This window comes from Streptomyces sp. NPDC101166 (assembly GCF_044768125.1).
In the GTDB taxonomy this organism is placed as follows: Bacteria; Actinomycetota; Actinomycetes; order Streptomycetales; family Streptomycetaceae; genus Streptomyces.
Window position 1 is genome coordinate 504,368 of the sequence record NZ_JBIWPF010000002.1, and the last position, 23,976, is coordinate 528,343.

At 72.3% G+C, this 23,976-nt stretch carries 22 protein-coding genes and 1 pseudogene; 17 read left to right on the plus strand and 6 right to left on the minus strand.

Annotated features, from left to right (window positions below):
* The first annotated feature begins 242 nt into the window (after positions 1 to 242).
* From ACIRS4_RS06595 to ACIRS4_RS06660, 14 genes are all read left to right on the plus strand, one after another.
* The gene (locus ACIRS4_RS06595; protein ID WP_404191088.1) at positions 243 to 1,526 is read left to right on the plus strand and encodes a GAF domain-containing protein; all 1,284 of its coding nucleotides are present in this window, start codon (positions 243 to 245) and stop codon (positions 1,524 to 1,526) included.
* A gap of 215 nt (positions 1,527 to 1,741) precedes the next feature.
* Positions 1,742 to 3,034 carry a hypothetical protein gene (locus ACIRS4_RS06600; RefSeq protein WP_404190899.1) on the plus strand — a complete coding sequence of 431 codons (1,293 nt, stop codon included), beginning with the start codon at positions 1,742 to 1,744 and terminating at the stop codon, positions 3,032 to 3,034.
* A gap of 181 nt (positions 3,035 to 3,215) precedes the next feature.
* A complete protein-coding gene (locus ACIRS4_RS06605) occupies positions 3,216 to 3,788 on the plus strand; it encodes a GNAT family N-acetyltransferase (protein ID WP_404190901.1) in 573 nt (190 codons plus the stop codon).
* Positions 3,789 to 3,938: 150 nt separating this feature from the next.
* Positions 3,939 to 4,022 carry a putative leader peptide gene (locus ACIRS4_RS06610; protein ID WP_351092434.1) on the plus strand — a complete coding sequence of 28 codons (84 nt, stop codon included), beginning with the start codon at positions 3,939 to 3,941 and terminating at the stop codon, positions 4,020 to 4,022.
* A gap of 125 nt (positions 4,023 to 4,147) precedes the next feature.
* The gene (locus ACIRS4_RS06615) at positions 4,148 to 5,845 is read left to right on the plus strand and encodes a nitrite/sulfite reductase (RefSeq protein ID WP_404190904.1); all 1,698 of its coding nucleotides are present in this window, start codon (positions 4,148 to 4,150) and stop codon (positions 5,843 to 5,845) included.
* On the plus strand, positions 5,842 to 6,030 hold the full coding sequence (locus ACIRS4_RS06620; RefSeq protein WP_404190907.1) for a hypothetical protein: 189 nt from the start codon (positions 5,842 to 5,844) through the stop codon (positions 6,028 to 6,030). Before ACIRS4_RS06615 ends, ACIRS4_RS06620 begins: the two co-directional genes overlap by 4 nt.
* A complete protein-coding gene (locus tag ACIRS4_RS06625) occupies positions 6,027 to 6,737 on the plus strand; it encodes a phosphoadenylyl-sulfate reductase (RefSeq protein ID WP_404190909.1) in 711 nt (236 codons plus the stop codon). Before ACIRS4_RS06620 ends, ACIRS4_RS06625 begins: the two co-directional genes overlap by 4 nt.
* A gap of 23 nt (positions 6,738 to 6,760) precedes the next feature.
* A complete protein-coding gene (gene cysC, locus ACIRS4_RS06630) occupies positions 6,761 to 7,297 on the plus strand; it encodes an adenylyl-sulfate kinase (protein WP_404190912.1) in 537 nt (178 codons plus the stop codon).
* A complete protein-coding gene (cysD, locus tag ACIRS4_RS06635) occupies positions 7,294 to 8,232 on the plus strand; it encodes a sulfate adenylyltransferase subunit CysD (protein ID WP_404190914.1) in 939 nt (312 codons plus the stop codon). Before cysC ends, cysD begins: the two co-directional genes overlap by 4 nt.
* 2 nt (positions 8,233 to 8,234) lie before the next feature.
* Positions 8,235 to 9,569 carry a sulfate adenylyltransferase subunit 1 gene (locus tag ACIRS4_RS06640; protein WP_404190917.1) on the plus strand — a complete coding sequence of 445 codons (1,335 nt, stop codon included), beginning with the start codon at positions 8,235 to 8,237 and terminating at the stop codon, positions 9,567 to 9,569.
* A gap of 355 nt (positions 9,570 to 9,924) precedes the next feature.
* Positions 9,925 to 11,001, plus strand: a complete 1,077-nt coding sequence (locus tag ACIRS4_RS06645; RefSeq protein WP_404191090.1) for an ABC transporter substrate-binding protein — start codon at positions 9,925 to 9,927, stop codon at positions 10,999 to 11,001.
* Positions 11,002 to 11,013: 12 nt separating this feature from the next.
* Positions 11,014 to 11,823 carry an ABC transporter ATP-binding protein gene (locus tag ACIRS4_RS06650; RefSeq protein WP_404190920.1) on the plus strand — a complete coding sequence of 270 codons (810 nt, stop codon included), beginning with the start codon at positions 11,014 to 11,016 and terminating at the stop codon, positions 11,821 to 11,823.
* Positions 11,810 to 12,727: an ABC transporter permease gene (locus tag ACIRS4_RS06655; RefSeq protein ID WP_404190922.1), complete on the plus strand. Its 918-nt coding sequence runs from the start codon at positions 11,810 to 11,812 to the stop codon at positions 12,725 to 12,727. The genes ACIRS4_RS06650 and ACIRS4_RS06655 overlap by 14 nt, the downstream gene beginning before the upstream one ends.
* A 13-nt stretch (positions 12,728 to 12,740) precedes the next feature.
* Entirely contained in the window at positions 12,741 to 13,490 is a 750-nt protein-coding gene (locus tag ACIRS4_RS06660) for a sirohydrochlorin chelatase (RefSeq protein ID WP_404190925.1), read from the plus strand.
* Positions 13,491 to 13,506: 16 nt separating this feature from the next.
* Here ACIRS4_RS06660 and ACIRS4_RS06665 read toward each other — a convergent pair whose 3' ends face one another.
* Positions 13,507 to 14,490 carry an ArsR family transcriptional regulator gene (locus ACIRS4_RS06665; protein WP_404190928.1) on the minus strand — a complete coding sequence of 328 codons (984 nt, stop codon included), beginning with the start codon at positions 14,488 to 14,490 and terminating at the stop codon, positions 13,507 to 13,509.
* Between the two features lie 57 nt (positions 14,491 to 14,547).
* On the opposite strand from ACIRS4_RS06665, the gene ACIRS4_RS06670 reads away from it, so the two are divergent.
* Complete coding sequence (locus tag ACIRS4_RS06670) at positions 14,548 to 15,858, plus strand: MFS transporter (RefSeq protein WP_404190931.1); 1,311 nt, start codon at positions 14,548 to 14,550, stop codon at positions 15,856 to 15,858.
* 7 nt (positions 15,859 to 15,865) lie between these two features.
* On the opposite strand, the gene ACIRS4_RS06675 is transcribed toward ACIRS4_RS06670, so the two are convergent.
* The 3 genes from ACIRS4_RS06675 to ACIRS4_RS06685 are packed head-to-tail and all read right to left on the minus strand — an operon-like array spanning position 15,866 to position 18,082.
* The gene (locus tag ACIRS4_RS06675; protein WP_404190934.1) at positions 15,866 to 16,450 is read right to left on the minus strand and encodes a TIGR03086 family metal-binding protein; all 585 of its coding nucleotides are present in this window, start codon (positions 16,448 to 16,450) and stop codon (positions 15,866 to 15,868) included.
* Positions 16,451 to 16,460: 10 nt separating this feature from the next.
* Positions 16,461 to 17,498, minus strand: coding sequence for a ketopantoate reductase family protein (locus ACIRS4_RS06680; protein ID WP_404190936.1), 1,038 nt, complete (start codon positions 17,496 to 17,498; stop codon positions 16,461 to 16,463).
* A 35-nt stretch (positions 17,499 to 17,533) separates the two neighbouring features.
* Complete coding sequence (locus ACIRS4_RS06685) at positions 17,534 to 18,082, minus strand: DUF1697 domain-containing protein (RefSeq protein ID WP_404190939.1); 549 nt, start codon at positions 18,080 to 18,082, stop codon at positions 17,534 to 17,536.
* A gap of 238 nt (positions 18,083 to 18,320) precedes the next feature.
* Here ACIRS4_RS06685 and ACIRS4_RS06690 point away from each other — a divergent pair, with 238 nt between their 5' ends.
* Complete coding sequence (locus ACIRS4_RS06690) at positions 18,321 to 20,570, plus strand: MMPL family transporter (protein ID WP_404190942.1); 2,250 nt, start codon at positions 18,321 to 18,323, stop codon at positions 20,568 to 20,570.
* Positions 20,571 to 20,684: 114 nt separating this feature from the next.
* Here ACIRS4_RS06690 and mgt read toward each other — a convergent pair whose 3' ends face one another.
* Positions 20,685 to 21,908: a macrolide-inactivating glycosyltransferase gene (mgt, locus tag ACIRS4_RS06695; protein ID WP_404190945.1), complete on the minus strand. Its 1,224-nt coding sequence runs from the start codon at positions 21,906 to 21,908 to the stop codon at positions 20,685 to 20,687.
* A gap of 53 nt (positions 21,909 to 21,961) precedes the next feature.
* Here mgt and ACIRS4_RS06700 point away from each other — a divergent pair.
* Positions 21,962 to 22,090, plus strand: a pseudogene (locus ACIRS4_RS06700) (DUF1772 domain-containing protein); the annotation flags it as partial.
* Between the two features lie 29 nt (positions 22,091 to 22,119).
* Here ACIRS4_RS06700 and ACIRS4_RS06705 read toward each other — a convergent pair.
* The gene (locus ACIRS4_RS06705; RefSeq protein WP_404190947.1) at positions 22,120 to 23,850 is read right to left on the minus strand and encodes a hypothetical protein; all 1,731 of its coding nucleotides are present in this window, start codon (positions 23,848 to 23,850) and stop codon (positions 22,120 to 22,122) included.
* Positions 23,851 to 23,976 lie beyond the last annotated feature (126 nt).

Here is a 23,976-nt window from a genome sequence, read left to right on the forward strand (position 1 = left end):
CGCCACCCCCGCGGCGATGGCCCTGCGAGGCCAGGAGCGCCGCTCGGGACGGCGTGGCACAAGTTTCCGGCACCCGGTGGTGGCCGGCCAGGGTTGCAGGGGGTTGCAACGCATTCGTCCCAGTGGGCGGAGTGTGCCCCTCCGTCCTCGACGGAGGGGCAGTATGGGACGTCCGGCAGGACGGACGGGGAAGACGTTCGGCGCCCGTGTGCTCTCGGGGAGGCCCAGTGGCGATGTCGCCGATGAACGTGCCGCGGCTCGCGGCGGTCGACGCGGCGCGGGCGGCGCGGCTGCTCAGCGAGGTGCGCGACGCCCGGCTCGCCGGCCGGCGGTCGCCGGTCGCGCCCCGGCCCGTGATCGAGCAGTCCTGGCAGCGGGTGCTGCGCAGCGGAGTCGATCCGGAAGTCGGTTCGGGAGCCGGGCTGTTGAGCGTGGAGGAGGTGCGCAGACGGCGTGAGACGTCGCCGTTGAGGGAGGTGCTGCCGGTGCTGCGCGAGGGCTTGCTGTCGGCCGCGGACATCGCCCACCACATCATGGTCGTGTCGGACGGCGAGGGCCGGGTGCTGTGGCGGGAGGGCTGCTCCCCGGTGCTGCGCAAGGCCGACCGTGTGGGTCTCGAGGTGGGCGCGGACTGGCGGGAGGACGTCGTCGGCACCAACGGCGTGGGCACGCCGGCGGTGGTCCGGCGGCCCGTGCAGGTGTTCGCGGGCGAGCACTTCGTGCGGTCGCACACGGCGTGGACGTGCGCGGGCGCCCCGATCACCGATCCGCGGGACGGCCGGCTGCTCGGAGTCGTCGACGTCAGCGGGCCGTTGGAGACGATGCATCCGGCGACGCTCGCCTGGGTGGGCGCGGTGGCGAAGCTGGCGGAGGCCTCGCTGCGGGAGTCGCATCTGCGGTCGTTGGAGCGGCTGCGCGCGGTGGCGGCGCCGGTGCTGGCCCGGTCGGGCGGGCGGGCGGCGGTGGTCGACGGGGACGGCTGGACGGCGGCCGTGACGGAGATGCCGTACATGAGCCGGATCGTGTTGCCCAAGCCGCCCTCGCCCGGACGGCGGTGGCTGCCGGCGCTCGGATGGTGCTCGGTGGAGCCGCTGGCGGGGGGCTGGCTGGTGCGGTCGGTGGACGGGGCGGCCGAGCCGCCGGCGCGGGCCGCCACCCGGATCGTGCTGGACGTGTCGCGGGCGGGCCGCTGGTCGGTGACGGTGAGCGGCCCGGAGGGCGTCTGGTCCCGGGAACTGACGCCGCGGCACGCCGAGTTGCTGTATCTGCTGGCGGCGCACCGGGGCGGGCGCAGTGCCGCGGATCTGGCCGAGGACGTGTTCGGGGACCGGGGTCGCACGGTGACGGTGCGGGCCGAGATGTCGCGGGTGCGGCGTTATCTGGGCGCTCTGCTGGAGCACCGGCCCTACCGCTTCGGCGACGAGGTGGAGGTCGACGTGCTGCTGCCGGACGACCCGGTGAGGCTGCTGCCGCATTCGACGGCGCCCGCGGTGGCCGGGGCCCGGACGGCGGATCCCGTGCCGTAGCGCCACGCTCCGCCGTGCGAGCGGTGGGTCGCCACAGGTCCGAGGCCGATCGTTCCGTGCCCTGAATCGACTTATGTCGCCGCGTCTTTCCCGCATTGTGAAGTCTTCGTCCCGGGCGGGGGCGCTCTGCCGTAGGCTCCCTCACGGGTCACCCCACCTGTTCCTCGGTCAACGTACGGATCGTGCGGAGCAGTTGGCCCGCCTCGGGAGGACGAATGAAGCAACGCGGCCGACATCGCCGGCGCAGACGGGGAAGGGCGGCACGGGCGTTCCTGGCGGGAACCGCTCTCGCGCTCACCGCAGCCGCCACCATGATCAGCGCCTCCCAGGCCACGGTCACCGGCAGTCCCGGGGCGTTGAAGCCGCTCACGGCGGCCGCCGACACCGATGCGCTGCGGCTGACGGAGGAGCCGGTGCCGCGGGGCGCCCTCGACCGGCTCTCCACCGAGCTGGGCCCGCCGGTCGGGGTCGGCACCGTGCTGAGCGGCGCCGAGCGCGTTCTGCGCGACTCGGTCGACTGCACGCCGGCCGAGCGGGCGGCGCTGCCCGTCTCCCCGGCGGCGGCGCGCGCCTACTGCTGGGGCACCGACGACACCGTGGGCTGGCAGCCGGGCGCGGTCACCACGTCCGGGGACGCCGACGACGACGGCCTGTGGGGTGCGCACCGGGTGGTGCTGTCCGGCTGGTCGCGCAGTGCCGGTCCGACGGCCGAGCGGGGGCTGGCCCGGATCGCGCTGGTCGACGCGGGCGACCTGGACCGCATGCGGTACACGTGGGCGCTGCTGGCCGTCCCGGTCGACGGCGGGCGCGACTTCCGCGGACTCGTCTCCCATGTCTCCGGCATGGTCTGGTACCAGAACAAGCTGCTGGTCACCACGGACGAAGGGGACGGCGCGGCGCTCTACGTCTACGACATGAACCGCATCCACCGGGCCACCGTCGCCGGTGAGGCGGTCGGGCGGGTGCCCGGCGGCTGGTCGGCGCACGGCGCGCGGTACGTCCTTCCGGCCGTGGCCGTGTACCGGTCGGCCGGCGGCGCGGGCGCCCCGCATCCCGCCACCGTCTCCCTCGACCGCAGCACCACGCCGGACACGCTGGTGGCCGGCGAGTGGACGCTGGACGGCTCGGACACGGGCGCCCGGCTGTGGCGCTACGCCCTCGACCGGGCTCCCGGCCACGCCGGCCTCCTCCACGGGGACGGCGCCGGGCAGGTCCGGGCCACGCAGGCCTACCGGTCGAAGCTGACGGGGGTGCGCGGGGTGCTGGCGTACCACGGCGCCTGGTATCTGACGAGCGCCGCGGGCGAGGACGGCGGGCGCGGGACGCTGTGGCGGCAGGACGCGCAGGGGGCCCGGTCCGCGCGCTGCGGGGCCGACGATTCGCGTGCCTGCTGGAGCCCGCTGACCGAGTCCCTCTCCTACGGGGCGGAGTCCGGAGAGGTGTGGGCGCAGTCGGGCCGCACGCTGTTCTCGCTGCCGCTGGCCTCCATCGACAGATCAGCGGACTAGCGCCGCGGCAGGCAACGTTCGCCCCGTCGCGACGTCCGGCACGCCTCTCGCCGCACCGGCCGAAAGCCCGAGTACATCCAGTACGCGGACTTCCGGCCGGCACACCGAGAGCACGCACCGGACGCCGCTCCTTCCCGGGCGGACGTTGCCTGCCGCGGCACTGGATGATTCCCTGACGGGCATGAGCCACATCCCCGTGACCACCTGGTCCCTGGAGCAGACTTCGCCGAGTGACCTCCTGTCGGCCGCCGCGCCCGAGGGCGACGTGCGGATCGTCCGTTCCGAGGTGCCGTCGCCCGAGTTCAGCCGTTTCCTGTACGCGTCGGTCGGCGGTGACATCCGCTGGACCGACCGGCTCGGCTGGAGCCACGCGCGGTGGCAGGAGCACCTGGACCGGCCGGGCGTGGAGACGTGGGTCGCCTACGAGCGGGGCACGCCGGCCGGGTACGTGGAGTTCGAGCCGCAGGACGAGGGCGCGGTCGAGATCGTCTACTTCGGTCTGATCCCGGCCTTCCGAGGCCGGCGGATCGGCGGGCATCTGCTGTCCTACGGCGCCGCCCGCGCCTGGGACCTCGCAGAGCGCCGGCCGGGACTGCCGCCGACGAAGCGGGTGTGGCTGCACACGTGCAGCAAGGACGGTCCGCACGCGATGGACAACTATCTGCGGCGCGGGTTCAGGCTGTTCGACACCAAGGTGGAGGAGGAGCGGGAGGTGGCGGCTCCGGGCCCGTGGCCCGGAGCGTTCCCTGTCTGACGCCGGCCTCATAGCCGGGTGGGCGGGCGCGGACAAGTCGCCGTGCGCCGCATGTGACCGACGACACCCTTGTCTCACTCTTCGGGACCAGGGTGTCCACATGGCGGACGAAGCTGGACTGTGTCCAGATCGCCGTGACACGCTTCCGTCATGTCTGGAACTGGAATTGCCTTGGTGAGTCGGCGGCACGTCGACCTCGGCCGCATGTCCAGCGCCATCTGTCGCGTGAGCTGAGCCCGCGACTCCCCCGGCATCCCTCCGTCGTCAGTTCTCCGCTCCGCGCAACGACGCGCACTTCCCCATGCGCCCGTCAGCGCAGCTCAGAGCCGCTTTCCGTCTGTCCCGAAGGACTCATCACCATGGCCGCCACCCCGCAGAACCCTGCCGCCTCCGCGCCCCGCCGCAAGGTGAGCCGTCACCGCGGCGAGGGTCAGTGGGCCGTGGGTCATCACACCCCGCTCAACGGCAACGAACAGTTCAAGAAGGACGACGACGGTCTCAACGTACGGACACGTATTGAGACGATCTACTCCAAGCGCGGCTTCGACTCCATCGACCCCAACGACCTGCGCGGACGCATGCGCTGGTGGGGCCTGTACACCCAGCGCAAGCCCGGCATCGACGGCGGCAAGACGGCCGTTCTGGAGCCGGAGGAGCTGGACGACGAGTACTTCATGCTGCGCGTCCGCATCGACGGCGGGGCGCTGACCACCCGGCAGCTGCGCGTCATCGGCGAGGTCTCGCAGGAGTTCGCGCGCGGCACCGCCGACATCACCGACCGGCAGAACGTCCAGTACCACTGGATCCGGATCGAGGACGTGCCCGCGGTCTGGGAGCGTCTCGAGGGCGTCGGCCTGTCCACGGTCACGGCCTGCGGTGACACCCCGCGCGTGATGATCGGCTCACCGGTCGCCGGCATCGCCGAGGACGAGATCATCGACGCCACGCCCGCGCTGGAGGAGATGAAGCGCCGGGTCCTGAACAACAAGGCGTACTCGAACCTGCCCCGCAAGTTCAAGACGGCCATCTCGGGTTCTCCGCTGCTCGACGTGGTGCACGAGATCAACGACGTCGCCTTCGTCGGCGTACGCCACCCCGAGCACGGCCCGGGCTTCGACGTGTGGGTCGGCGGCGGTCTGTCCACCAACCCCAAGCTGGGCGTACGGCTGGGCGCCTGGGTGTCGCTCGACGACGTCCCGGACGTCTACGAGGGCGTCATCTCGATCTTCCGCGACTACGGCTACCGCCGGCTGCGCACCCGCGCCCGGCTGAAGTTCCTGGTCGCCGACTGGGGCGCGGAGAAGTTCCGGCAGGTGCTGGAGGACGAGTACCTGGGCCGCAAGCTGTCCGACGGCCCCGCCCCCGATCAGCCGTCCCAGCAGTGGCGTGACCACATCGGCGTGCACCGGCAGAAGGACGGCCGTTTCTACATCGGTTTCGCCCCGCGGGTCGGGCGGGTCGACGGCGCCACGCTCACCAAGATCGCCGACCTGGCGGAGGCGCACGGCTCGGGCCGGGTGCGCACCACCGTCGAGCAGAAGATGATCGTCCTCGACGTCGAGGAGGGCCAGGTCGACTCGCTCGTCGAGGGCCTGGAGGCGCTGGACCTCACCGCCCGGCCGTCGTCGTTCCGGCGCGGCACCATGGCCTGCACCGGCATCGAGTTCTGCAAGCTCGCCATCGTCGAGACCAAGCAGCGCGGCTCCCAGCTGATCGACGAACTGGAGCGCCGTCTGCCGGAGTTCGACGAGCCGCTCACCATCAACCTCAACGGCTGCCCGAACGCCTGCGCCCGCATCCAGGTCGCGGACATCGGTCTCAAGGGGCAGCTGGTCCTCGACGACCGGGGCGAGCAGGTCGAGGGCTACCAGGTGCACCTGGGCGGCGCGCTCGGCCTGGACGCCGGCTTCGGCCGCAAGGTGCGCGGTCTGAAGGTGACCGCGGAGGAACTGCCCGACTACATCGAGCGCGTCCTGAAGCGGTTCCTGGCCGAGCGCGAGGACGGCGAGCGGTTCGCCGCGTGGACGGCGCGGGCCGGCGAGGAGTCACTGACATGAGCGAGCGCGCCGCCCCGTTCTACTGCCCCTACTGCGGTGACGAGGACCTGCGTCCGAGTGAGGCCATGGAAGGCAGCCACGGCGCGTGGGAATGCGCGGCGTGCAACCGCGCATTCCAGCTGAAGTTCCTCGGGCTGCTGGCCCAAGGGCTGAAGCGATCCGACTCCGGAGGGGCACAGATATGACGACCGCTCAGGAAGAGCTCGACACCGAGGAGTTGAAGGCGCTCGCCGAGCAGGCGGGCCGCGACCTGGAGGACGCCTCCGCGCTGGAGATCCTCCAGTGGGCGGCCGAGACGTTCGGCAAGCGCTTCTGTGTGACCTCCTCGATGGAGGACGCGGTGGTGGCCCACCTCGCCTCCCGTGCGATGCCCGGCGTCGACGTCGTCTTCCTCGACACCGGCTACCACTTCGAGGAGACCATCGGCACCCGGGACGCGGTCGACGCCGTGATGGACGTCAACGTCATCACCCTGACCCCGCGCCAGACGGTCGCCGAGCAGGACGCGCAGTACGGCCCGAAGCTGCACGACCGCGACCCCGACCTGTGCTGCAAGCTGCGCAAGGTGCAGCCGCTGGAAGAGGGCCTGAAGGGCTACCAGGCCTGGGCGACCGGGCTGCGCCGCGACGAGTCCCCGACCCGGGCGAGCACCCCCGTCGTCGGCTGGGACGACAAGCGGCAGAAGGTCAAGATCTCCCCGATCGCCCGCTGGACCCAGGACGACGTGGACGCGTACGTCGCCGAGCACGGTGTGCTGACCAACCCCCTGCTGACGGACGGCTACGCCTCCGTCGGCTGCGCCCCCTGCACCCGCCGGGTGCTCGAAGGCGAGGACGCGCGCGCCGGCCGCTGGGCGGGCCGCGGCAAGACCGAGTGCGGGTTGCACGGATGACGACGACGATTCAGGAGAGTGACGTGAGGACCGGAGCCACCGTCTGGCTCACGGGTCTGCCGAGCGCCGGCAAGACCACGATCGCCTACGAACTGGCCGGCCGCCTCCGTGAGGAGGGCCACCGGGTCGAGGTGCTCGACGGCGACGAGATCCGCGAGTTCATCTCGGCGGGCCTCGGCTTCAGCCGCGAGGACCGGCACACCAACGTGCAGCGCATCGGCTTCGTCGCCGAACTGCTCGCCCGCAACGGGGTGCTGGCCCTCGTCCCGGTCATCGCGCCGTACCAGGACAGCCGCGAGGCGGTGCGCAAGCGCCACCAGGCGAACGGCACCGGGTACGTCGAGGTGCACGTCGCGACACCCGTCGAGGTGTGCAGCGAGCGGGACGTGAAGGGGCTGTACGCCAAGCAGGCCGCGGGTGAGCTCACCGGGCTCACCGGGGTCGACGACCCGTACGAGGCGCCCGAGTCGCCCGACCTGCGCATCGAGTCGCAGGACCAGACCGTGCAGGAGTCCGCGGCGTCCGTGTACGCCCTGCTCAGCGAAAGGGGACTGGCATGACGACGACCGTCGCCACCGTTTCCGAGGGAACCGACAGCCCGTACGCGCTCTCCCACCTCGACGCCCTCGAGTCCGAGGCGGTGCACATCTTCCGCGAGGTGGCGGGCGAGTTCGAGCGGCCGGTGATCCTCTTCTCCGGCGGCAAGGACTCCATCGTCATGCTGCACCTGGCGCTGAAGGCCTTCCGGCCGGCGTCGGTGCCGTTCTCGCTGCTGCACGTGGACACCGGGCACAACTTCCCCGAGGTCCTCGACTACCGCGACCGCACGGTCGACAAGCACGGGCTGCGGCTGCACGTCGCCTCCGTGCAGGACTACATCGACCGCGGTGTCCTCAAGGAGCGCCCGGACGGCACCCGCAACCCGCTGCAGACGCTGCCGCTGACCGAGAAGATCCAGGCGGAGAGGTTCGACGCCGTCTTCGGCGGCGGCCGCCGCGACGAGGAGAAGGCCCGGGCCAAGGAGCGGGTGTTCTCCCTGCGTGACGAGTTCTCCCAGTGGGACCCGCGCCGGCAGCGCCCGGAGCTGTGGAACCTGTACAACGGCCGGCACGCGCCCGGTGAGCACGTCCGCGTGTTCCCGCTGTCCAATTGGACCGAGCTGGACGTGTGGCAGTACATCGCCCGCGAGGGCATCGAACTGCCGCAGATCTACTACGCGCACGAGCGCGAGGTGTTCTCCCGCAGCGGCATGTGGCTGACCGCCGGCGAGTGGGGCGGGCCGAAGGACGGCGAGAGCGTCGAGAAGCGGCTGGTGCGCTACCGGACCGTGGGTGACATGTCCTGCACCGGCGCGGTGGACTCCGACGCCGACACCATCGAGAAGGTGATCGTGGAGATCGCCGCCTCCCGGCTCACCGAGCGCGGCGCGACCCGCGCCGACGACAAGATGTCCGAGGCCGCGATGGAAGACCGCAAGCGCGAGGGGTACTTCTAGAGATGAGCACGATCACCACCGAGGAACTCGCGGAGACCACGCTCCTGCGGTTCGCCACCGCCGGCTCCGTCGACGACGGGAAGTCCACCCTGGTCGGGCGGCTGCTGCACGACTCCAAGTCGGTCCTCACCGACCAGCTGGAGGCCGTGGAGCGCGTCTCGGCGAGCCGGGGCCAGGAGGCGCCTGACCTCGCGCTGCTGACGGACGGCCTGCGGGCCGAGCGGGAGCAGGGCATCACCATCGACGTGGCCTACCGCTACTTCGCCACGCCCCGCCGCCGGTTCATCCTCGCCGACACGCCCGGCCATGTGCAGTACACCCGCAACATGGTCACCGGCGCCTCCACCGCCGAGCTGACGGTGATCCTGGTCGACGCCCGCAACGGCGTGGTCGAGCAGACCCGCCGGCACGCCGCCATCGCCGCGCTGCTGCGCGTCCCGCACGTGGTGCTCGCCGTGAACAAGATGGACCTGGTCGACTACCGGGAGCCGGTCTTCGCCGCGATAGCCGAGGAGTTCACGGCGTACGCGACCGAGCTGGGCGTCCCCGAGGTCACCGCGATCCCGATCTCGGCGCTCGCCGGGGACAACGTCGTGGAGCCTTCCGCGACCATGGACTGGTACGGCGGCCCGACGGTGCTGGAGCACCTGGAGACCGTGCCGGTCAGCCACGACCTGAGCCACTGCCACGCCCGGCTGCCCGTGCAGTACGTGATCCGCCCCCAGGGCCCGGAGCACCCGGACTACCGGGGTTACGCCGGCCAGATCGCGGCGGGTTCCTTCCGCGTCGGCGAGTCCGTCACGGTGCTGCCGTCCGGCCGGGCCTCGAAGATCTCCGGCATCGACCTGCTGGGCGAGCCGGTGGACGTGGCGTGGACGACGCAGTCGGTGACCCTCCTGCTGGAGGACGACATCGACATCTCGCGCGGCGACCTGATCGTGCCGAGCAAGGACGCGCCCGCGACCACGCAGGACATCGAGGCGACGGTCTGCCATGTCGCCGACGCCCCCCTGACGGTGGGCCACCGGGTGCTGCTCAAGCACGGCACCCGCACGGTCAAGGCGATCGTGAAGGACATCCCCTCCCGTCTCACGCTGGACGACCTGTCCCTGCACCCGCACCCGGGACAGCTCGCCGCCAACGACATCGGCCGGGTGAAGATCCGCACCGCGGAGCCCCTTCCGGTCGACTCCTACTCCGACTCGCGCCGTACGGGCTCGTTCATCCTGATCGACCCGAACGACGGCACCACGCTCACCGCGGGCATGGTCGGCGAGTCGTTCGCCGCCCCGGAGCCGGTCAAGGACGCCTCCGAGGACGACGGGTGGGACTTCTGACGATGAACTCCCCCGATGTCTTCTCCACGTTCGCGAAGGAGGGCGGCCGCGTCGGCAGCGGCGCCCTCGGCAGCGGGCAGGGCGGAGTGGCGCGATGTGCGCGCTGACGTTCGCGCACCGCTTGCGCGCCCCGTCCCCCCACCCTCCCCCACATGCTCGGCTTCGCTCGCAGGCCGGGGGACCCCCACCCCGGAAGCGACGAAGACCTTCTGCCGATTTCCCGGCCACGACCTGAGAGACCGTGACCGCCGGGCCAACGAGAGGAAAGCCTCCCGTGCCTGCCAACCTGCCCCCGTCCGGGCCTCGCTCCACCGGGAGCGTCCGCGCCGCCCGTTCGGGCGCGTTCCGTCGCTCTGTGACCGTCCTGGCCGCTCTTCCCCTGCTCGCCCTCGCCGCCTGCGGATACGGGTCCAAGGCCGAGGACACCCCGCCCGCCCAGAAGGTCGCCGCCGGCGCGCAGAAGATCGACGGTCTCGACTCCGTCAAGATCGGCTACTTCGGCAACCTGACCCACGGGACCGCCCTGGTCGGCGTGAACAAGGGCTACTTCCAGAAGGCGCTCGGCGCGACCGAGGCCAAGTACCAGATCTTCAACGCCGGCCCCTCCGAGATCGAGGCGCTCAACTCCGGCGCCATCGACATCGGCTGGATCGGCCCCTCCCCGGCGATCAACGGCTACACCAAGTCCAAGGGCAAGAACCTGCGCATCATCGGCGGTTCGGCGTCCGGCGGAGTGAAGCTCGTGGTCAACCCGGAAAAGATCAAGTCCCTGAAGGACGTCAAGGGCAAGAAGATCGCGACTCCGCAGCTCGGCAACACCCAGGACGTGGCGTTCCTGAACTGGGTCGCGGAGCAGGGCTGGAAGGTCGACGCGGAGAGCGGCAAGGGCGACGTGTCGGTGGTGCGCACCGACAACAAGGTGACCCCGGACGCCTACAAGTCGGGTTCCGTGGACGGCGCGTGGGTGCCCGAGCCGACGGCGTCGAAGCTGGTCGCCGAGGGCGCGAAGGTGCTGCTGGACGAGTCCGACCTGTGGCCGGACAAGAAGTTCGTGATCACGAACATCATCGTGTCGCAGAAGTTCCTCAAGGAGCACCCGAAGGCCGTCGAGGCGGTGCTGAAGGCGTCGGTCGACGCCAACAAGTACATCAACGCCGACCCGGAGGCGGCGAAGGCGGCGGCGAACGCGCAGCTGAAGGAGGACTCCGGCAAGGAGCTTCCCGCGAAGGTCCTGGACCCGGCGTGGAAGTCGATCCAGTTCACCGACGACCCGCTGGCCGCCACCCTCAACACCGAGGCGCAGCACGCGGTGAAGGCCGGTCTGCTGAAGAACCCGTTGCTGGACGGCATCTACGACCTGGCGCCGCTGAACAAGGTGCTGTCGGCCGCCGGTGAGAGCACCGTCGACGACGCCGGTCTCGGCGCCCAGTAACCCCGAAGTCGGATGAGTTCCCAGGAGGTGACGACCATGGCCACCACCCTCGCCAAGGCCGAGAGCGCCGAGTCGGTGGAGTACGCCGCGCGCATCGAGCACGTCTCGAAGTCCTTCGCCGGGCCCGCCGGGCAGCAGCTCGTCCTGGACGACATCACGGTCGATGTCGCGCCGGGAGAGTTCGTCACCCTCCTGGGGGCCTCCGGCTGTGGCAAGTCCACGCTGCTGAACCTGGTGGCGGGGCTGGACAAGCCGAGCTCCGGCCGCATCACGACGGACGGGCGTCCGGCGCTGATGTTCCAGGAGCACGCGCTGTTCCCGTGGCTGACCGCGGGCAAGAACATCGAACTCGCCCTGAAGCTCGGCGGAGTCGCGAAGAACGAGCGGCGCGGTCGCGCCGAGGAGCTGCTCGAGCTGGTGCGGCTGAAGGGCTCGTACGGCAAGCGGGTGCACGAGCTGTCCGGCGGTATGCGCCAGCGGGTGGCGCTGGCGCGGGCGCTCGCCCAGGAGAGCCGGCTGCTGCTGATGGACGAGCCGTTCGCGGCGCTCGACGCGATCACGCGGGACGTGCTGCACGACGAGCTGACCCGGGTCTGGAAGGAGACGGGGGTGTCCGTCCTGTTCGTCACGCACAACGTGCGCGAGGCGGTGCGCCTCGCCCAGCGGGTCATCCTGCTGTCCTCCCGCCCGGGCCGCGTGGCGCGCGAGTGGACGGTCGGCATTCCGCAGCCGCGCCGTATCGAGGACGCGCCCGTGGCCGAACTGTCCCTGGAGATCACCGAAGTCCTGCGTGGGGAGATCCGCCGTCATGGCCAGCACTGAGACCACCGACCCGAAGGCCTCCGCCTCGGCCTCCGACGAGGACGGCGCCGGGTTGCGGGGTCTGGAGGCGGGCCTCGACGCCCTGGAGAGCTCCTCGGCGGGCCGTACGCCGTTCCGTCAGACCCTCGTCAACAAGGTCCTGCCGCCCGTCCTCGCGATCGCGGTGGTGCTGGTGCTCTGGCAGGCGCTGGTCTCCTTCCGGATCGTCGACGATCCGAGCAAGCTGCCCTCGCCGGCCGACGTGGGCGGTGAGTTCAAGGACGCGTGGCTGGAGGGCAAGCTCCTCGGGTACATCTGGACCAGCGTCTCGCGCGGTCTGCTGGGCTTCCTGCTGGCGCTGGCCATCGGCACCCCGCTGGGTCTGCTGGTGGCCCGGGTGCGGTTCGTGCGCGCGGCCATCGGCCCGGTCCTGTCCGGTCTGCAGTCGCTGCCCTCGGTGGCGTGGGTGCCGCCGGCGGTGATCTGGCTGGGTCTGGACAACGAGATGATGTACGCGGTGATCCTGCTGGGCGCCGTGCCGTCCATCGCCAACGGTCTCGTCTCCGGCATCGACCAGGTGCCGCCGCTGTTCCTGCGGGCGGGCCGGACGATGGGGGCGACCGGACTGAAGGGGGCGCGCTACATCGTCATGCCGGCCGCCCTGCCGGGCTACCTGGGCGGTCTGAAGCAGGGCTGGGCGTTCTCGTGGCGGTCGCTGATGGCGGCGGAGATCATCGCCTCCTCCCCCGACCTGGGCATCGGTCTGGGCGCGCTGCTGGAGAACGGCCGCAACGCCAGCTCCATGTCCATGGTGTTCGAGGCGATCATCCTGATCCTGTTCGTCGGCATCGCGATCGACCTGCTCATCTTCAGTCCGCTGGAGCGGCGGGTGCTGCGCGGCCGCGGGCTGCTGGTGAAGGGCTGAAAGGCTGACTGCCATGCTCCACAAGCCGGTTCGTCCCGTCCTCGTCGTCATCGCGCACGGCAGCCGCGACCCGCGGCACGCGGCGACCGTCCACGCCCTGGTGCGGCGGGTGCGGTCGCTGCGGCCGGGCCTGCGGGTGGAGACCGGCTTCCTGGACTTCAACCTCCCCTCGGTGCAGGGGGTGTTGGAGTCCCTGGCGGCGGAGGGCGTGCGGGACGTGGTGGCCCTGCCGCTGCTGCTGACCCGCGCCTTCCACGCGAAGGCGGACATCCCGGCGGTCCTGCGGGAGGCGCCCTCGCGGCTGCGGATCCGCCAGGCGGACGTGCTGGGGCCGTCGCCGCTGCTGCTGTCCGCGCTGGAACGGCGGCTGTACGAGGCGGGGTTGACGCCCGCCGACAAGTCCTCGACCGGGGTCGTGCTGGCCTCGGCGGGGTCCTCCGACCCGGAGGCGATCGCGGTGATCGCCGACATCGCGCGGGAGTGGTGGCACACCGGTTGGTGCGCCGTGCGGCCCGCGTTCGCCTCCGCATCCCTGCCCCGAACCGAGGACGCGGTGCGGGAGCTGCGCGCGCTGGGCTGCTCCACGGTGGCGGTCGCCCCGTACGTCCTGGCCCCCGGCTTCCTGCCGGACCGCATCGCCCGCGGCGCGGCCGGAGCAGACGTACTGGCGGACGTCCTCGGCCCGGCCCCGGAGGTCGCCCGTCTCCTCCTCGACCGCTACGACACGGCCCGCGCGCCCCTGCCGGCTGCCGTGGGGGCCTGAGGACAGCGCGGCCGGTTCAGCGGCACAGGTCGTCGCCGAGCGGCGTGCGCGCGTACCGCACGGTCCTGCCGCTGCGGGTGCGGGTGAGGAGCCCCGCGTCGTGGAGGATCGCGAGGTGCTGGCTGACGGCGCCCGGGGTGACCTCCAGCCGGTGCGCGAGTTCCGTCGTGGAGGCCGGTTCGGCGAGCAGCAGGAGCAGACGGGCCCGGGCGCGGCCGAGGAGGCGCACGAGGGCCTGGCCGACGACCGGGGCGGGCTGTTCGGCGAGGGTGGCCCGGCCACGGGCGGGATAGATCAGCACCGGCGGGCGGGTGGGGTCGATCAGGGGCTGGGCGCCGCGCGCGAACAGGGTCGGCAGCAGCACCATGCCCCGGCCGGCGATGCTCATGTCGGCCCACGGCGCCGGCATCAGGAAGTCCCTGGTGTTCAGCCGGAGATGGCTGTCCGCCCAGGAGAGCCGCGCATCGAGGCCCGGCAGCATTTCGGCTGCGCCCCGCTCCGCGAGCACTCGTCCCCGGTGGGCGAGATCGGCCTCCAGGACGCTCTGTGCGCGCGGCCACCACTCGGTGGCCAGACAGGTGTGCCAGTAGGCGTCGAGCGCGTCCGCGAGCCGGGTGAGGAAGCGGTCGGGCCGGGCGAGCCCCCGGGCGACGACCGGCGGCAGCGCGTCCTCGGTCCGGTAGGCGGCGCGGAGGTCGGCCGCGATGACGTCGGGTTCGGTGAGGCGGACCCGGTCCAGTTCGTCGGCGAAGACGGGACGGGCCCGGTCGGGGCGCGGGGTGAGGAAGTCGGGGATCCACAGCCAGGGGGAGACCAGCGAGGTGAGCAGCTCCTGGTCGAGCGTCTCGAGCCGGGGCCGGAAGCGGCGCAGCCACGGCCGGTGATGCGGGTAGCGGGCGGGGTCGTTGAGGCAGCGCAGGGAGAACACCGCCTCCTGCAGCGGGGAGTAGGCGAAGGAGGTGGTGGCGAGGTCGTCGACGGTGAACCGGAACTCGATCATTGAGCGCCACGCTAAATCAATGCCACCGCCCGGGGTGTGCCGGGTTGGCTGTCGACCATGACCATCACCCCGGCCAACTCGGCTCCCGGGAGAGGCAGTTCCTCCCAACCTGCGACAAAGAGGCCCCTCTCGCGGGCCACCGGACTGCTGCCCGCCGATCCCGTGCTGCGCCGTGCCGCGCTGCTGACCCTCGTCAACTCCCTCGGCAACGGCCTCTACTTCCCCCTCGGCGTCCTGTACTTCACCCGGATCGTCGGCCTCGACGCGACGTCCGTGGGACTCGGGATGACGTGCGCGGGTCTCGTCGGCGTGGCGGCGGGGGTGCCTGCGGGGCGGGCGGCGGACCGGTGGGGCGCCCGGCGTGTGGCGGCGCTGCTGTGGGCGGGCACAGGGGTGGCGACGGCCGCGTACGTGCTCGTGCACACCTACGTCGGTTTCCTCGTCGCGGTGGTCTGCGCGACCGGGCTGCAGATGGCGTCGCGCGGGGTGCAGGGCGCGCTGTACGCGGAGGTGCTGCCGGTGGCGACCCGGGTGGAGTCGCGGGCGTATCTGCGGATGGTCACCAACGTGGCCATGGGGCTGGGCGGTCTGTTCGGGGCGGTCGCGCTGCAGGTCGACACCCGTGAGGCGTACACGGCGGTCATCGCGCTGAACGCGCTGTCCTTCGCCGGGCCGGCGCTGCTGATCCCCGGCCTGCCCCTGGCCGCGCACGCCCTGGACCGTCCGGCCCTCGGCGACGACGCCCCGGCCGGGGACCGCTGGCGGGCGGTGCGCGACCTGCCCTATCTGACGGTGACCGTGCTGAACGCGGTGCTGGTCGTGCAGTACACGCTCGCCGAGGTGGGGCTGCCGCTGTGGATCGTCGAGCGGACCGACGCGCCGCGCTGGACGGCCGCCCTGCTGATGATCGTGAACTGCGCGCTGGTGGCCCTGCTCCAGGTGCCGGTCGCCCGCCGCTTCTCCCACGTGCCCAGCGCGGTGAGGGCGATGGGCTGGTCCGGGCTGCTCCTCGCCGTCGCCTGCGCGGTGTACGCCCTGTCGGCGGGGCTCTCCCCCGTCTGGGCCGTCCTCGCCCTCACCGCCGGCGCCGTCGTCCACGTCTTCGCCGAGGTCCTGTCGGCGGCGGGCGGCTGGACCCTCGGCTACGCACTCGCCGACGCCCGCGTCCACGGTGTGTACCAGGGGGTCTTCGGCGCGGGCATGTCGGCGGGCATGATGGCGGGCCCGGCCCTGGTCACGATCACGGCGATCGGTCACGGCTCGGCGGGCTGGGCGGCCCTGGGCCTGCTGTTCGCCGCGGCGGGCCTGGCCATGGGACCGGCGGTGCGGTGGGCGGAGCGGGACGAGTGGCGGGGCGAAGGGGGGTGAGGGCCTCTCACACCCCCGGGCGGGGGTCGCGGCCGCTCGCCGCCAGCGCGCGCGAGAAGGACGGGGCGTCCGGTGGGAAGGGGACGGGGGCGGCGAAGCCGTCGTAGCGGCGATAGAGGTCGCCGTGGCGTTCGACCACGTCCAGGACGAGCCGGGCCGCGCCGTCGGAGACGTGGAACGTCTGGCCGGTGCAGACGGCGACGTCCCACCCGTGGACGGCCGTCTCCTTGACGATCATCGCGGCGAGTTCCGCCGCCGGCAGCGTGCCGCCGCCGAGGTCCACCTCGCCCTCCCAGACCGCCGGGTCGGCCCAGGCGGCGACCGCGCGGTCGAGCTGGGCCGCGTACGCCTCGGCCCAGTGCGGGCCGGCGGTGAAGTCGCGGCTGAGGAGCTCCTCGGGGAGCTGCTTGCGCAGGGCCCGGTGCTCCAGGCCGTGGGAGGTGTAGAGGACCCAGTGGTTGACCAGGGCCCGCAGGTCCCAGTCGGTGCAGTGCGTGGCCTTGTCCAGGCCTGCCGCCGGGACGCCGCGGGCGACGCGGGCCGCCTCGGCGGCGCATTCGGACATGTACCGGTGTGTCTCGTCGTGCTTCATGCGCCTCACGCTAGGAGCGGAAGCGGCCGGGCTCTTGAACGAACGCGACGGCGTCGTCCGCCAGGCGGGTCAGTTCGCGCACCGGCAGCGAGCCGGGCGCCCTGCGGTCGCGCGCGTGCTCGTTGGCGAGCCGTTGCAGCAGTTCGTTCAGCGGGGTCGGAACGCCGTGCAGCCGGCCCAGGAGGACGATCTCGCCGTTGAGGTGGTCGGCCTCGATGGTCCCCGCGCCCCGGCTGAGGGACTGCCAGGAGGAGCCGCCGCCGCGCGGAACGCCCTCCAGCCGGACCAGGGTGACCTTGTCGCCGCGGACCGCGCGCTGCTCCTCGGGGCTCGCGTACGCGATGCCGGCGGCCCGCAGCACGGCCTCCCCCTCGGCCCGGACCCTCCCGAGCAGCGCCGCGGCCTCCTCGCCGTCGACCGGGCCGCTCAGCGCCTCCACGGCGTTGCCCAGGTTGGACAGCAGCTTGGCGTACTGCCAGCGGGTCACGTCCGGCACGACCGGCGCCTCGAAGTGCGCCTTCTCCAGGTCTGCGGCGATCCGGCGGGCGGTGTCGTCGGCGCCGTGCGGGTAGCGGCCGAGGTGCAGGATGCCGGTGAGGGGGGCGCCGGCGGCGCTCACCGCGCCGGGTTCGAGGTGGGTGGAGGGCAGCCAGACGCAGACGCCGTAGACGTGCCGGAAGCGGCGCAGGGCCAGGCGCTGGCTCTCGACGCCGTTCTGCGCGCAGACCAGGGGCAGCCGCTCGGCGGCCGTGCCCCCGCTCTCGACGGGGGCCGCGCCCCACGCGCGCAGGGCCGCCTCGCTGTCCTGGGTCTTCACGGCGAGGACGAGGACGTCGTCGGCGCGCAGCGTGCCGAGCGCATCGGGTCCGTCGACGACGGGCAGCCGGTACGTCAGCTCGCCCTCGGGCACACGCAGCCGCAGCCCGCCCTCGCTCAGCGCCGCCCGGTGCGCGCCCCGCGCGACCAGTACGACCTCGTGCCCGGCTCCCGCGAGCCGCCCGCCGACGGTTCCGCCGACCGCCCCTGCCCCGATGATGACGTAGCGCATGCGACGAGCCTCGCACAACGCGTGTGCACGCTCGGTCAGCCGCCCGTCAGCCTCACGAGTTCGACGACGGTGTTCCAGTTGCGGGTCGTCGCGACGACGCCCTTGGTGAGGCGGGGCCGGGACAGCTGCTGGGCGAGCTTGGAGCGGCCGAGGCCCTCGGGAGCGTACAGGTACAGCGCGCGGTCGCCGAGGCGGAACTCCTCCGGCAGGAAGGCCTCTTGGTCGACCCCCGTGAAGCGTTCCGGGGCGACGGGCGCGGAGAAGTAGGTGACGTGGAGCTGCTTGGCCTCCAGTTCGGCGGCCGGGAACGGGCAGGCCTCGGCGACCGTCCTGAGATAGGCGTGGTCGCGGACGATCACGTCGACCGCGAAGCCGAACCGCTTCTCGACGGCCTGCGCGAGCTGGGCGGCGAGGTCGTCCTCGTCGCCGTGGGCGCTGGAGAACACGGCCTGGCCGCTCTGGAGGTAGGTGCGCACGTGGTCATGACCGAGGTCCTGCAGGAGGGCGCGCAGGTCGGCCATCGGGACCTTCCGGGCGCCGCCCACGTTGATGCCGCGCAGCAGGGCCGCGTACGTCGTCGTCATGCGCCCACCGTAGGCCTTCGCCACGGTCCGCACCCTGATGATCGGCCCCGAGGCGGTGGATTTAGATGTAAGGGCCTTCCTCCTCCCCAGCGGTGAGACGACACGCTCCGAGGGGAGGACCCGGGCGGAGCGGACGTCACCGGGCAGCACGACGATCGGGCTTTATCCAACCCCTACCTTGGTGTCGAAAGGTGGTGGCAGGGGGCCGCCGCCGCACCTTCGAGGGGGAAAGCCCGTCATGGGGAAGAGCGGAGATTCGCGGGTGCGGGGCATCGCCGCGCGGGCCGGCGGCTGGAGTGCCCGGCACCGGTGGGCCGCCGTCGGGATCTGGGTGCTGTTCGTCGCCCTGTCCATGGGACTCGGGTCGGCGGCGGGCCGGGCCGACGTCGACGAGAGCGACCAGCTGAAGGGTGAGACGCACACCGCCGCCACGATCATCAAGGAGGCGGGGATCGAGGAGCCGGCGAGCGAGTCGGTCCTCGTGCAGGCCAGGGACGGCCGCCTGAAGGCCACGGACGCCGAGTTCCGGCAGGCCGTCGAGGCGGTCGTGAAGGCCGTCGAGGGCACCGGGCAGGTCACCGACGTCACCTCTCCCTACGACACGCACACCATCTCCAAGGACGGCCACAGCGCGCTGGTGCAGTTCGACATGCGCGGTGACTCCGACACCGCCGGCGAGCGGGTGGAGCCGGTCCTCGAGGCCGTCGACGGTGTGCAGCAGGAGCACCGGTCGCTGCGGATCGAGGAGATCGGCGGCGCGAGCATGATGAAGACGTTCAGCGACGCGTTCGGGGACGACTTCCAGAAGGCCGAGTACTCCGCGGTGCCGGTGGCCTTCGGCATTCTGCTGGTCGCCTTCGGCGCGGTCGTCGCGGCGCTGCTGCCGGTGCTGCTGTCGATCACCGCGATCATGGCGACGTTGGGCCTGATGGGCCTGGTCAGCCATGTCGTGCCGATGAGCGACACCGCCAACTCCGTGATGCTGCTGGTGGGTCTGGCCGTCGGCGTGGACTACTGCCTGTTCTATCTGCGCCGGGAGCGTGAGGAGCGGGCTGCCGGACGGGACGCGCAGACCGCGCTGCGGATCGCCGCGGCGACCAGCGGCCGGGCGATCATCGTCTCCGGTGTCACGGTGTGCGTGGCGATGGCGGGCATGCTGTTCACCGGGCTCGCCGCGTTCGAGGCGATGGGTCTGGCCTCGCTGATGGTGGTGGCCGTGGCGATGGTCGGTTCGGTGACCGTGCTGCCGGCGCTGCTGTCCCTGCTGGGAGAGCGGGTCGAGAAGGGCCGGCTGCCGTTCCTGCGGCGCCGCGCCAAGGCCGGCGCGGACGGCAGCAGGTTCTGGACGGCCGTCCTGAAGGGCGTGCTGGCCAAGCCCGCGGTCTCCGTGGTCGTGGCGGGCGGCGCGCTGCTCGCCGTCTCCTTGCCCGCGCTCGGCATGAAGACGCAACAGCTCACGCTGGACCAGGAGTTCGGCGACTCGCTGCCCATCGTGCAGACCTACAACCGCCTCAACGAGGCCTTCCCCGGCGGCTCCGAGCCGGCCGAGGTGGTCGTCCGGGCGAAGGACATCAACGCGCCCGAGGTGAAGTCGGCGCTCGCCGAGTTCCGTGCGCGGGCGGTCAGTTCGGGCGCCTCGGGCGGCCCGGTCGAGATCGAGCTGCACGACCAGCAGAACATCGCCTTCGTGTACGTCCCGCTGGTCGGCGGCTCCGATCTGGACAAGGCGGGCGCGAGCCTGGGCAAGCTGCGCGACGAGGTGCGGCCGGCCACGCTCGGCAAGGTGGACGGCCTCGACGCGCCGATCACCGGGCAGGTCGCCGGTTCCGAGGACTTCAACGACCAGTTGAGCGGGGCGGTCGTCCCGGTCTTCGCGTTCGTCGTGGTCTTCGCCTTCGCGCTGATGCTGCTGTCGTTCCGCTCGCTGACGATCGCGATCACGTCGATCGTGCTGAACCTGCTGTCGGTGGGCGCCGCGTACGGCATCCTCGTGGCCGTCTTCCAGCACGGCTGGGGCGCGTCGCTGGTGGGCGCGGAGGGCGTGGGCGCCATCATCACCTGGCTGCCGCTGTTCCTGTTCGTGATCCTGTTCGGCCTGTCGATGGACTACCACGTGTTCGTGGTCTCCCGGATCCGTGAGGCGCGGCTGCGGGGGCGGACGACGAAGGACGCGATCACGCACGGCGTGGTCACCACGGCGGGCGTCGTGACCAGCGCCGCCGTCATCATGGTCGCCGTGTTCTCGATCTTCGGGACGCTGTCGATGCAGTCCATGAAGCAGATGGGCGTGGGCCTCGCGGCCGCGGTGCTGATCGACGCGACGATCATCCGGGGCGTGCTGCTCCCGGCGGTCATGGCGCTGCTCGGCGAGCGCAACTGGTACCTGCCGAAGTGGATGCACCGGCTGCCCGACCTCACGCACGACGAGTCGCCGGAGGCGATCGCGCCGGTGACGCGGGACGACGAGGGCGAGCCGGTCAAGGTCTGAGAGCCGGTGTCTGCTTGACGGCCCGTCAGGGCTCTGCGCGCCGAGGGCCCGCCGGTCTCCAGGGAGACCGGCGGGCCCTCGGTCGTGCCGGGTTCGAGCGCGGCCCGGCACGCCTCACGGCCGGTGGGGCCGCCTCCCGACCGGTTCGCCGGGCAGCTCGGCCTCGATCAGGTCGACCGCGCGGAGCGTGCCGCCCTCGGCGGCCGTCTCCGCCTGGAGTTCCTTCAGCCGGCGCGCGACCTCGGGGTCGTCGACCAGGGCCAGGGCGGCACCACGCAGGCTCTCGGCGGTGGCCTCCTCCGTCGGGACCAGCCGGGCGACGCCGAGCGACTGGAGCATGTCCGCGTTCCCGAACTGGTCCACGGCCTGCGGTACGGCGATCATCGGGGTCGCCGTGGCCAGCCCCTCCTGGCTGCCGCCCGCGCCGGCGTGGGTGACGAACAGGTCGGCCTGCTTCAGGATCGCCAACTGCGGCACCCAGGAGTGGAGTTCGACATTGTCCGGCAGCTCCCCGAGCTCGGCGGGGTCGACGTGCCCGCCGATCTGGAGCACGAGGCGCCAGCCGGGCAGCGCGGCGAACGCCTCGACGCAGGCGCGGTAGAACTCCGGCTGCTTTGTGAAGGCGGAGCCGAGCGAGACGAGCACGACCTTCCGCGCGTCGGCGGGCCGCGTCCAGTCGCCCTCGGCGGCGCGGTCGCCCTGACAGGCGCCGACGAACGTGTGCACGCTCTCGTCGACCCGGTCGGCGTTCGGCTGGAGCGCCTTCGGGATGACCACCAGGGAGCGGGCGGGCCGCCCGACGAACGAATCGGGGTGCCGGGTGATCCCGTTCTCCTCCAGCCAGGCCTGGAACCGGGCGTAGTAGGCCTGCCCGCGCTCGGTCTTCTTCGGTTCCGCCCACATCGGCTCGGCGACCTCCTGCTCGTAGCCGTCCCAGGCGACGAGGTTGGGCGAGAGGGAGATCGCGGGGACGCCCCAGCGGTGGGCCAGGACGCGGGCGGGGTAGGAGGTGATGTCGTGCAGGACGAGGTCGGGTTCGTCCCCGTCGTAGGCCTCGGCCAGCTGGGGCAGCGCCTGGATCGCGTCGTCGAGGAAGCGCTCCACGTGGTCGAGGAGGGTGGCGCCCCAGGCCGACGGGTCGGCGTCGGGGCCGGGCAGGGTGGAGTGCCAGGGCGCGACCTCGGCGCCGGTCCCGGCGACCTTGTCGGCGAGGGCCGGCGGGATGGCGTAGGTGACCCGGTGGCCGCGCGCGACGAGTTCACGGATCACCTCGAGGCTGGGGTTCACATGCCCGTGGGCGGCGATGGAGAACATGGCGATGTGCGCGGGAGCGGTCATGCAGAGACCGTAGACGAGACGAGACGTCTCGTGCAAACGAATACGCGGGCGCGAAGACGTGGACCGCGGAGGGCCTGCCCGCCGACTGGAAGCAGCAGATGAACCGCTGGGACCGCTTCCACCACGTCCGCGTGGCCGTCATCGTCGCCGCCTTCGCCCTGCTGGTCACCGCCCTCACCTGACCTGCGGACCGCCGGCCGGCGCCGGGCCCCTAAGGCCGTGGCGGCAGCACCTCGATCGAGCCGTCGCGGCCGACCTTGCGCCATGGGTACTCGCACACCAGCCGCTTGGCGGTCGGCGGTTCGACGACGGGGCGGTTCGGGAAGTCCTGGCAGGTGTGGCGGTCGGCGTACCGGGGGCAGGCGCCGTCGGGCTTGCGGAACTGGTGGGCCTGCCAGGCCATCACGCCCACCTGCCGCTCGGCGGGCGCGGTGGGAAGGTACTGGTTGGCGAAGAACGAGCCGATCATTCCGCCCGCCAGAGCCAGGGCGAGCAGCGCTCCGACGGCGGGGAACTGCCGTGCGGGCGCGGTCCCCGCCCGGCGGACCAGCGGCGCCAGCTTTCCGGCCGCCAGGACGCACGCCAGGACGGCGAGGGCCGTGAGCGTCACCTGGATCTGCAGCATCGTCCGGGGGAAGAGCTGGACCTGCTGGTCCGCTTCCATGTGCCCGGCCAGCCAGAACCGGATGAACCAGGCGCTCGCGAAGCAGGCGAGCGGGGCGACCACGACGGCCTTGCGCAGCCCGAGCGCGACGGCGACGCCGAGCCCGATCAGGACGATCACGGCGTAGATGTGCAGTCCGGCGAACTCGCCGAAGCCCGGGTACTCCCCGGGCTCGTCCCAGGCCCGGTTGCTGAGCGGCGTGGTGCCGATGTACGCGGGCTCGGTCAGCGCGAACCCTGAGCACCACTGGTCCCGGGTGCCGGTCGCGCCGAGCAGCACCCGCAGATACGTGCCCGCCACCAGCAGGAACCCGGCCAGCGAACCGCCGAGGAACAGCAAGCCCCGCACCGGCTTCGTACGCCACGGAAAGAAGAAGAGGACGGCGACGAGCACGCCGGGCAGGGACCACACGTGCCAGCCGGAGTACACGAGGAAGAGCAGTCCGAAGACGGCCCCGAGGAAGGCGCCGCGTCCCGCCGTCCCGCGGGCTGTGAAGCGGGGCGAGGCGCGCAGCCACAGCAGCAGCTTCGCGATGAGCGGCACGAGGGCGACGAGGACGAAGGGGCTGTAGGGCTTGTGCGGCAGCGTCTGCTGGAGCGCGGGCAGCAGACCGACGGCGAGCGCCGGCAGCGGCCGCAGGCACATCCGCCAGGCCAGGTAGGCGACCGGTCCGGTCAGCGCGACGAACGCGATGAACAGCCACTTCAGCCCGAAGGCCGGCTGCCCGTCGAAGAGGCCGGCCTTGGCCGCGTAGCCCAGGATGTACGGCACGCCCGGCGGATAGAACGCGTCCATGGAGCCGGTGTGCAGCACCTGCTCCGCCCAGCCGAGGATGCGGTTGTTGTCCGCGTAGGGTCCGTTGAGGGGCCAGGGGGTGCCGCGCAGGGCGAAGACCTGGCCCGCGCCGATGAACCCGGTGCTCAGCCCGGCGACGGCCGCGGCGGCCAGCCGGACCGTCACCGCCCGCACCCGCTCGCTCCCGCGCACGGTCGCCCAGCCCACCACGGCGAGCACGACCAGCACGAGCAGCGCGAGCCGGAACTGAAGGTTCGACAGCCCGCTGACCTGACCCACCCGCGTGACGGGGCTGTTGGCGACCGTCACACCCCAGGCGGTGAACCCCAGCGCCGTCGCCACGGCGACCACGCACTCGGCGGCGGCCGGCCACCAGCGACGGGCCAGGGTGCGGGCCAGTCCCTCGGCCGCGGGCCGGGCGGGTGTGCTCGGGTCGCCGCTCGGGGTCGGCGCGAGGGTCTCCAGGGTCGGAGCGGTGGTCAACTGAGTCTCCAGGATGCGCGGCGCACGGGCGGAAACGCCGCCGTGGGCGAGCTGCGAGCGGGACGGTGCCCGTGTGACTTTCGTGGACCCCGATGACGAGCGCGTGGCCGACGACTGCACAACGGG

Coding starts and splice junctions, on each gene's coding strand:
- cysD (WP_404190914.1), top strand. CDS start 7,294: ATGACGACGACCGTCGCCACCGTTTCCGAGGGAACCGACAGCCCGTAC.
- ACIRS4_RS06655 (WP_404190922.1), top strand. CDS start 11,810: ATGGCCAGCACTGAGACCACCGACCCGAAGGCCTCCGCCTCGGCCTCC.
- ACIRS4_RS06595 (WP_404191088.1), top strand. CDS start 243: ATGAACGTGCCGCGGCTCGCGGCGGTCGACGCGGCGCGGGCGGCGCGG.
- ACIRS4_RS06685 (WP_404190939.1), bottom strand. CDS start 18,082: ATGACGACGACGTACGCGGCCCTGCTGCGCGGCATCAACGTGGGCGGC.
- ACIRS4_RS06625 (WP_404190909.1), top strand. CDS start 6,027: ATGACGACCGCTCAGGAAGAGCTCGACACCGAGGAGTTGAAGGCGCTC.
- ACIRS4_RS06610 (WP_351092434.1), top strand. CDS start 3,939: ATGTCTGGAACTGGAATTGCCTTGGTGAGTCGGCGGCACGTCGACCTC.
- ACIRS4_RS06670 (WP_404190931.1), top strand. CDS start 14,548: ATGACCATCACCCCGGCCAACTCGGCTCCCGGGAGAGGCAGTTCCTCC.
- ACIRS4_RS06680 (WP_404190936.1), bottom strand. CDS start 17,498: ATGCGCTACGTCATCATCGGGGCAGGGGCGGTCGGCGGAACCGTCGGC.
- ACIRS4_RS06660 (WP_404190925.1), top strand. CDS start 12,741: ATGCTCCACAAGCCGGTTCGTCCCGTCCTCGTCGTCATCGCGCACGGC.
- ACIRS4_RS06675 (WP_404190934.1), bottom strand. CDS start 16,450: ATGAAGCACGACGAGACACACCGGTACATGTCCGAATGCGCCGCCGAG.
- ACIRS4_RS06690 (WP_404190942.1), top strand. CDS start 18,321: ATGGGGAAGAGCGGAGATTCGCGGGTGCGGGGCATCGCCGCGCGGGCC.
- ACIRS4_RS06640 (WP_404190917.1), top strand. CDS start 8,235: ATGAGCACGATCACCACCGAGGAACTCGCGGAGACCACGCTCCTGCGG.
- ACIRS4_RS06615 (WP_404190904.1), top strand. CDS start 4,148: ATGGCCGCCACCCCGCAGAACCCTGCCGCCTCCGCGCCCCGCCGCAAG.
- ACIRS4_RS06600 (WP_404190899.1), top strand. CDS start 1,742: ATGAAGCAACGCGGCCGACATCGCCGGCGCAGACGGGGAAGGGCGGCA.
- ACIRS4_RS06620 (WP_404190907.1), top strand. CDS start 5,842: ATGAGCGAGCGCGCCGCCCCGTTCTACTGCCCCTACTGCGGTGACGAG.
- ACIRS4_RS06665 (WP_404190928.1), bottom strand. CDS start 14,490: ATGATCGAGTTCCGGTTCACCGTCGACGACCTCGCCACCACCTCCTTC.
- ACIRS4_RS06605 (WP_404190901.1), top strand. CDS start 3,216: ATGAGCCACATCCCCGTGACCACCTGGTCCCTGGAGCAGACTTCGCCG.
- mgt (WP_404190945.1), bottom strand. CDS start 21,908: ATGACCGCTCCCGCGCACATCGCCATGTTCTCCATCGCCGCCCACGGG.
- ACIRS4_RS06650 (WP_404190920.1), top strand. CDS start 11,014: ATGAGTTCCCAGGAGGTGACGACCATGGCCACCACCCTCGCCAAGGCC.